Annotated in this window: 9 protein-coding genes; 1 reads left to right on the forward strand and 8 read right to left on the reverse strand. The window is 68.6% G+C overall.

The window, feature by feature from the left end:
* The coding region (locus VF794_RS19115; RefSeq protein WP_331112428.1) for a M55 family metallopeptidase at positions 1–589 on the reverse strand (589 nt) is incomplete at its 3' end.
* Between the two features lie 9 nt (positions 590–598).
* Complete coding sequence (locus VF794_RS19120) at positions 599–931, reverse strand: hypothetical protein (RefSeq protein ID WP_331112430.1); 333 nt, start codon at positions 929–931, stop codon at positions 599–601.
* 192 nt (positions 932–1,123) lie between these two features.
* Between VF794_RS19120 and VF794_RS19125 the strand changes: the two genes are divergently transcribed.
* Positions 1,124–1,783 (forward strand): sterol desaturase family protein, encoded by a 660-nt coding sequence (locus VF794_RS19125; RefSeq protein WP_331112432.1) that lies wholly within the window; start codon positions 1,124–1,126, stop codon positions 1,781–1,783.
* A gap of 134 nt (positions 1,784–1,917) precedes the next feature.
* Here VF794_RS19125 and VF794_RS19130 read toward each other — a convergent pair whose 3' ends face one another.
* The 6 genes from VF794_RS19130 to VF794_RS19155 all read right to left on the reverse strand — a co-directional run.
* Entirely contained in the window at positions 1,918–2,460 is a 543-nt protein-coding gene (locus VF794_RS19130) for an imm11 family protein (protein ID WP_331112433.1), read from the reverse strand.
* A 36-nt stretch (positions 2,461–2,496) separates the two neighbouring features.
* Complete coding sequence (locus VF794_RS19135; protein ID WP_331112435.1) at positions 2,497–2,748, reverse strand: AHH domain-containing protein; 252 nt, start codon at positions 2,746–2,748, stop codon at positions 2,497–2,499.
* 554 nt (positions 2,749–3,302) lie between these two features.
* Positions 3,303–3,941 (reverse strand): uracil phosphoribosyltransferase, encoded by a 639-nt coding sequence (upp, locus tag VF794_RS19140; RefSeq protein WP_331112437.1) that lies wholly within the window; start codon positions 3,939–3,941, stop codon positions 3,303–3,305.
* A 49-nt stretch (positions 3,942–3,990) separates the two neighbouring features.
* On the reverse strand, positions 3,991–5,181 hold the full coding sequence (locus tag VF794_RS19145; RefSeq protein WP_331112439.1) for a URC4/urg3 family protein: 1,191 nt from the start codon (positions 5,179–5,181) through the stop codon (positions 3,991–3,993).
* A complete protein-coding gene (locus VF794_RS19150) occupies positions 5,174–6,427 on the reverse strand; it encodes a GTP cyclohydrolase II (protein WP_331112441.1) in 1,254 nt (417 codons plus the stop codon). Before VF794_RS19150 ends, VF794_RS19145 begins: the two co-directional genes overlap by 8 nt.
* 57 nt (positions 6,428–6,484) lie before the next feature.
* Positions 6,485–6,983, reverse strand: a 499-nt coding sequence (locus VF794_RS19155; protein WP_331112443.1) for an aldehyde dehydrogenase family protein, incomplete at its 5' end; no start/stop codon positions are given.

Below are 6,983 nucleotides of genomic sequence, written 5' to 3' on the forward strand. Positions count from 1 at the left end.
CGCGGGTCAGCTCGGCGAGCACCTCCTCCGGCGCGTGAGAGCGGGCGCGGGTGAGGGAGAGGGCCGCCTTGGTGTGCACATATGCCACACGGCCGCCGAGCCAGTCGCGCAGCACGTCATCCCCCGAGACGAAGACGGCCGGCAGCCCCGCCTCCGCCGCCAGGGCGAGCACCAGCTCCGCTTCCGACAGCACCCGGCCGTCACAGGCCCACACGCACAGCGTGTCCACGGTGTGCGCGCAGAAACCCGCGGAGCCCGCGGGCGCGTGCATCCCCACGCAGGCCACCGCCTGGACGTCCTCGAAGCAGCGGGGTGAGTACGCGTCGTCCTCGAGGAACCACGGCTCGGCGGCGGGGTGCAGCGCCTCGCGCAGCAGGTTCGTCTCTCCCGAGCCCGACGTGTGGCTGTCGCTCACCCGCACCTGCTGGAAGCCCGAGGCGAGCAGGCCCTCGACGGCGGCGTTCACCTCCGCCGTCAGCAGGGCCCGGGCGAGTTCGTGCTCCGGAGTCCCGGAGATGAGGGCGTCGGCGGCCTCCACACCCGCCACGCCCTCGAGGTCGGCGATGAGGAGAGCCTTGCGCGCGCCCATGTCGCTCCCCTACTTGCGCGGGGCGGAGGGGCCGCCCGCTTGGATCCACTTCGCCAGCGCGAGCGCCGTGGGCTCATCGACGAGCGAAGCGTAGGTGGGCATGGCGGTGCCGGGGGCGAACTTCTCCGGATTGCGGATCCACTTCACCAGTTCCGGCTCGGACTTGCCGGCGGCGGTGACGATGCGGTCGTGGTAGCGGGCCCCCGGGGCGTGGCACAGCGTGCACCCCAGCCGATCGAAGAGGGCGGCGGGGTCCACGTCCTTCTTCGGCTCGGATTGGGCCAGGGCGCCCCCGGACCACAGGGCACTGCCGGCCAGCAGGGTGCCATACACTGCGCTCAAGACTCGTCGGTGCATCCGTTCACGGCCTCCGAAGAAATCCAGAATGCCGCAACTCCCGTGTCCTGGGTAGCCAGGGCCCATCTCCCCTGGAGAGCGAGCGGGCACGCCGGCTGCTTCCAACGGACACGCCCCGGAGGCGGCGGGTATTTTCGTGGCGCCCCCTCGGGGCGCCGGGGGTATATAAGGACGGCCATGAAGACCGAGTACGCGCGCCACGCCTCCGGGCGGATGTTCGAGAACAACTTCCTCGAAGCCGCCTCGAAGATCCACCCCGCCACGCCGTTTGCCTTCTACATCCCGATCATCACGGGCATGTTGGGGTGGGCCCTGTGGAGTGGGACGACCCGCGTGGGGATGGTCGCCCTGTTCGCGCCGCTCGGGTACCTCACGTGGTGCTTCATGGAGTACACGCTGCACCGCAACCTCTTCCACTGGGAGGGGAACGGGCCGCTGACCCGGCGCTTCCACGCCATCATCCACGGCTACCACCACACGTACCCGGATGATCCGCAGCGGCTGGTGATGCCGCTGGGCGCGAGCATCCCGCTGGCCATCGTCATCAGCGGGCTGCTGTGGCTGGTGGGCCGGCCGGACGCGACGATTCCCTACTTCTTCGGCATCGTCGTCGGCTACCTCGCCTACGACTACCTGCACTGGGCGGTGCACTACAAGAAGCCGTGGACGAACTGGGGCAAGGCGCTGCGCTCGCACCACATGGCGCACCACTTCGCCTGCCCCGACAAGAACTTCGGCATCAGCCATCGGTGGATTGATCGGCTGGTGGGCTCGACGCAGGTGCGCGGCCAGGCGGCCCGCGAGGTGGCGGCGCAGCAGGAGCCGACCCAGCGGTAGAGGCCCCCTCCCAGGCCAGGCCCTGGTGGAGCGCGGCGTAGACGGTGTCGCGGAGCGCGTTGCACTCCGCATGCGTCAGCGAGTTGGAGCCAAGGCGCGCGGAATCGTCAGGGACTGGAGAGCAGGTTGCCCGCTCAGACTTCGACGAACCGCGTGCCGGTGATGCCTTCCTGATCCAGGGCCTGCTTGAGGTCCTGGGAGATGAGGAGGGCCCCCACCCAACCCCAGGGGCGGAAGATGCGAGCGTCCCCCACCTTCGCCGGGTCGATGCGCATTCCAGAAACAACGCGGTACTCCCCCACCTTCTCGGGCTGCTCATCTTCGGGTGTCCAGTACTCAGCGCGTCTGCACCTCGCATCGTCGATGCAACGAATGATGCGCAGCGCATTGAGGATGAAACAGGGCTCCGTGTGCCCCTCCACACGAGCAGGGATGAACTGAACATCCTGAACGTGCAGCCGCTCGAAGAGCTGAACGACACGCTCATGAACCACGGGGATGGAGAAGGCAGCCCAGCAGTAGTCCAGCGAGTCTCCAGGAATGTCGAGTGGGAATCGCGGTACGCATCCCAGGTTGAGGACCTCCCCATCCTTGAATTGCCAGGGATCAATCTCCTGCCCCTGCTCGTCGACAGGCGTGCCCAGATGCCAACGCGTATGGGAGTACCTGTCATCCATCAAGTCTTAGAATCGGCTCATGCGCACATCCCTTTCCTAACCTTTCGTCGCCAGTTGGTGGAGCATTGAACCGGGGGTACATACTTCCTCGGCGATCCTCTTGAGCGCATTGCTCAAGCTGCTTCGACATTGCGCCTGGGTTCGGCATCGCCTGACCGCGGCCTCAAGCCATCTGAAGATCTCCTCGTGGTACTCCTCGGGGTGGGGACCCTGATGGCCCTTGAGGTAGACGAGGTTGTCCGCTGCATCCAGGCTCATCCCCGTTTTCGCGAAGATCTTCTCGAACAAGGGTGTCAGGGCCCCCTCGAGCTGTCGAGGTGTGGTTCTTGTTCGTGGCGAGGTGGTGCCAATGGTGGTCAGCCTTGCTCTCGGAGCCGTCGGTGCAGGCGCTGCCCACCGCTGAGGCCGCCGTGCCCGCCACCACTCCCGTCACGATGATGGCGCCGTCGGCCACCATCTGGACCGTCGTCGCGCCTTCCACCGCCATCCCCTCGGCCAGGGCGTACCGAGGTCCGGTCGACACCAGCACGAGCCGGTTCCGAGAGCGGGGCCTCTCCGTCAATCGGAAGGACTCATGGAAGGTCGCGGGCAGCCGCTCCAGAACCAGGTCGGGTGCCCCCGGCTCGAAGGACAGCATCAGTGCGCCAGCAGGTAGCGCACGCGTCTTCACTACCTTCGGCTCCGCCCGCCGCCCCTCGGGGCGCATTCCCTCGGGGGACGTGGCGCACGAAAGGGACAGCAGCAGGAGCACGGCCAGAGCCGTGCGTGGCAACACAGGGGTGCGCCTCATGAGGCGGCAGCATGCACCGCCCCCCCGGATTGCCGCACCCTCGACCCCGAGACTACCGGGTGCCGAAGAGCCGGTCGCCCGCGTCACCCAGACCCGGGAGGATGTAGCCGTGCTCGTCGAGCTTCTCGTCCACCCCGGCGGTGTAGACGTGCACGTCCGGGTGGTGCTCGCGCAGGTTCGCCAGGCCCTCGGGGCACGCCAGCAGGCAGACGAAACGCAGGCTCCCCGGCTTGTTGCGCTTGATGCGGTTGAGCGCCGCCACCGCCGAGTTCCCCGTCGCCAGCATCGGGTCACACACGATGACGTCACGGTCCGCCAGCTGGTTCGGCACCTTGTAGTAGTACTCCACCGCGCCCAGCGTCTTCGGGTCCCGGTACAGGCCGATGTGGCCCACGCGGGCGCTCGGCACCAGTTGGAGCATGCCGTCCAGGATGCCCTGTCCCGCGCGCAGGATGGCCACCAGCACCAGCTTCTTGCCATCCAGCACCGGCGCCGACATCTCCATCATCGGCGTCTCGATGGTCTCCTCGCGCACCTTCAGGTCCCGCATCGCCTCGTAGGCGAGCAGCAGGGAGATTTCCTGAAGCAGCGCGCGGAAGGCGGCCGTGCTCGTGTCCTTGCGCCGCATCAGTGTCAGCTTGTGCTTCACCAGCGGGTGGTCCACCACGGTGCAGTTGTCCGGGTACGTCACGGCAGCCTCCTTCGTTCGGCTCGATTGAAAAGACTAGAGAAGACGATCTTCAGAACACCGTGCCGTCGCTCTCGATGCGGATGGGCGGCGTGCCCCCCTTCCGCTTCTCCGCGGCGATACGTCTCCCGGCGCTCCACGTGCCCCCTTGCAGCACCTTGGCCAGCGGCAACTGCTCCGCCGTCATCCCCAGGCGCTCACGCACCCGCTTGCCCACCTCGTCCAGCAGCGCCACCGTCAGCGCCCGCCACTCCACGATGGGCTCCGAGCCGGGCGTGAAGGCGTCCGTGAGCAGCCGCGCGTCTCGCGGCACCAGCAGGCCCAGGTCCACCAGCAGCCCGCCATTGCGGTACTCCGGCAGCCCCGTGAGCGCGTCCAGGTCCGTCACCTGGATGCCGCCTTCCTCCAGCGGCTCCAGCAGCGAGTACGTCAACCACTGCGACAGCTTGTGGAAGGGCACCAGCGACTCCGGGCGGCCCTCGGGCCCCAGCGCCGAGTGCGTCCACACGTCGCCCAGGTTCACCCCGTCCAGCGTGATGCGTCCTGGCCAGATGGTGCCCAGCGACTCCAGCACCTGCCCCAGCACCTCCGCCGCCGGCACCCGCGGGCCCTTCGCCGCGAGCAGATCATAGAGGGCCCCGGGCCTCGGCAGGGCCTTGCCCAAACCCTGTAGCAGCGCGAGCCGTCCCTCCAGCCCGGCCAGCGGGTTGCCCTCCGTCACCTGGAAGCCCCGCGCCAGCGCGTCGAGGCTCAACCCCTGGAGCCCCTTCGCATCCGCGCGCAGCGGCTGACTCGGGTCCGAGGAGAACGCCCCCGCGAGGAACATGCGGAAGCTCGCCACCGCGAGACCCTCGGAGCGCGCGTACGTGCCCCCACCGGGCTCCACGTACTTCCACGTGGGTCCGCTGCCCGCGTCCAGCAGCACGCTGGTGACGACCAGGTCCAGCTTCGCCCGGGCCCGCTCGGCGGGGGGCAGCGAGGCCAGCCGCGCATCCAGCTCCGCGTTGCGCCGCACGCCGCCCACGTCGAAGTGACCCCAGCGGCTGTGCACCGGAATCTCCAGCGAGGGGTACGACTCGCGGGTGACGTCCAGCACGTAGTCCGCCACCGTGGGCACCCGCGCCATGTCCACGTGGAAGTGCTTCAACTTGCCGGCGAGCCCCAGCTCCAGCAGGGCCCGGCAGCGCTCCCGGATGGCGCGTGGACCGCGCAGGTACGCGACGGTGGCGGAGACCTCAGGCATCGAGCGCCCTGCCCTTCACTTCCTGCAGCTCGTCCTTCGAGGCCACCTTGCCCGTGGTGAAATAGCCGGCGGCCTTCTTCGCCTCCATCTCCACCTTCGCGTCGGCGGGGACGAGCTCATCCGGAATCGGCACGCGCTCGAGAATCTCGATGCCCGAGCGGACGATGGCGTCGTGCTTCATGTCGCTCATGGACACGAAGCGGTGGATGCGGGTGATGCCCATCCAGTGCAGCGCGTCCGGCATCAGCTCCTGGAAGCGCATGTCCTGCACGCCGGCCACGCACTCGGTGCGGTGGAAGTAGGTCGCCGCCGAGTCCCCGCCCTCCTGACGCTTGCGCGCGTTGTACACGAGGAACTTCGTCACCTCGCCCAGCGCGCGGCCCTCCTTGCGCGAGTAGACGATGACGCCAGCGCCGCCCTCCTGCGCGGTCTGGATGCACACCTCGATGCCGTGCGTGAGGTACGGGCGGCACGTGCAGATGTCACTGCCGAACACGTCCGAGCCGTTGCACTCGTCATGCACGCGCACCGCGAGCGGCACGTCCGGGTTGGGGATGGTGTCCATGTCCCCGAAGAAGTAGACGGTCTGCCCACCGATGGGCGGCAGGAAGACCTCCAGGTCCGAGCGGGTGATGAGCTCGGGGAACATGCCGCCGGTCTGCTCGAAGAGCCCACGGCGCAGCGCGGCCTCGGTCAGACCGAAGCGCTTGGCGATGCCCGGCAGGTACCACACCGGTTCGATGGCGGCCTTCACCACGCTCACGTCGCCGTTGGCGCAGAGAATCTTCCCGTCCGGCTTGAGGCGGCCGGCGGTGATGGCGTCGCGCAGCTCGGGCATGTTGATGTGCGCGCGGGTAATGGCGATGGAGGGCCGGATGTCCATGCCCTGATCCATGAAGGCGCGGAACGCCTGCGGGGCCACCGCCCCCCACGGATCCATCGACACGATGCGCTCGGGGTCCTTCCACGACTTGTGGGGGCCGATCTGCACCGCGGGCGCGGTATTGGTGAGATCCGCCCGGTGGTCCTGCATGAGCTGTCCGGCGGCCACGGCGACGGCCCGGTAGATAGCGTACGAGCCCGAGTGCGTGCCGATGACGTTGCGGTGCGCGGGCTCGGTCAGCGTGGCGATGACGGGTCCCCGGCGCAGCGGCTCGGGGTCCGCCCAGCGGATGGGGACAGTCTGCGAGTCGCTGTCGGGATGCGAGGTGAGACGGATGTGGTTGACGGGCTTCTTGTCGGGCATGAGGCGCCCTCCTTGGAGTGCGCGCTGCGTTGAAGGGGAAGAAAAAGGGGGGACGCGTCAGCTCATCCAGCTGCCGTCAGTGCGGCTGGTCCATTTGCGGGTGACCTTCTTCAGGTCGGTCCAGAAGCCGAGGCTCGACAGCCCCGTGATGTCGCCGTAGCCGAACTTGGACTCGCCGGTGCCACCAAAGGAGAAGGGCTCGCGAGGCACGGGCACGCCCACGTTGACGCCCACCATGCCCACGCGCGAGCCCTCGACCACGGCCTGCGCCACCGCGCCATTCGTCGTGAAGACGGAGGCCGCGTTGCCATAGGGCGAGGCGTTCTCCACCTCCAGCGCGGCCGACAGCGTGGGCACGCGGACGATGGACAGCACCGGGCCGAACAGCTCCCGCTGCGCCGCCTCCATGTCGGGACGCACACCGTCGAGAATCGTCGGCCCGAGCCAGTGGCCACCCGCCCACTGCTCGCCCGCGGGCTTCTTCCCGCGCCCGTCCACCAGCACCCGCGCTCCGGCCTTCTCCGCCGTGGCGATGGCCGCCTCCAGCCGCGAGAGG

This window comes from Archangium sp., assembly GCF_036389735.1.
In the GTDB taxonomy this organism is placed as follows: Bacteria; Myxococcota; Myxococcia; order Myxococcales; family Myxococcaceae; genus Archangium.

Coding starts and splice junctions, on each gene's coding strand:
- VF794_RS19125 (WP_331112432.1), top strand. CDS start 1,124: ATGAAGACCGAGTACGCGCGCCACGCCTCCGGGCGGATGTTCGAGAAC.
- VF794_RS19130 (WP_331112433.1), bottom strand. CDS start 2,460: ATGGATGACAGGTACTCCCATACGCGTTGGCATCTGGGCACGCCTGTC.
- VF794_RS19145 (WP_331112439.1), bottom strand. CDS start 5,181: ATGCCTGAGGTCTCCGCCACCGTCGCGTACCTGCGCGGTCCACGCGCC.
- VF794_RS19150 (WP_331112441.1), bottom strand. CDS start 6,427: ATGCCCGACAAGAAGCCCGTCAACCACATCCGTCTCACCTCGCATCCC.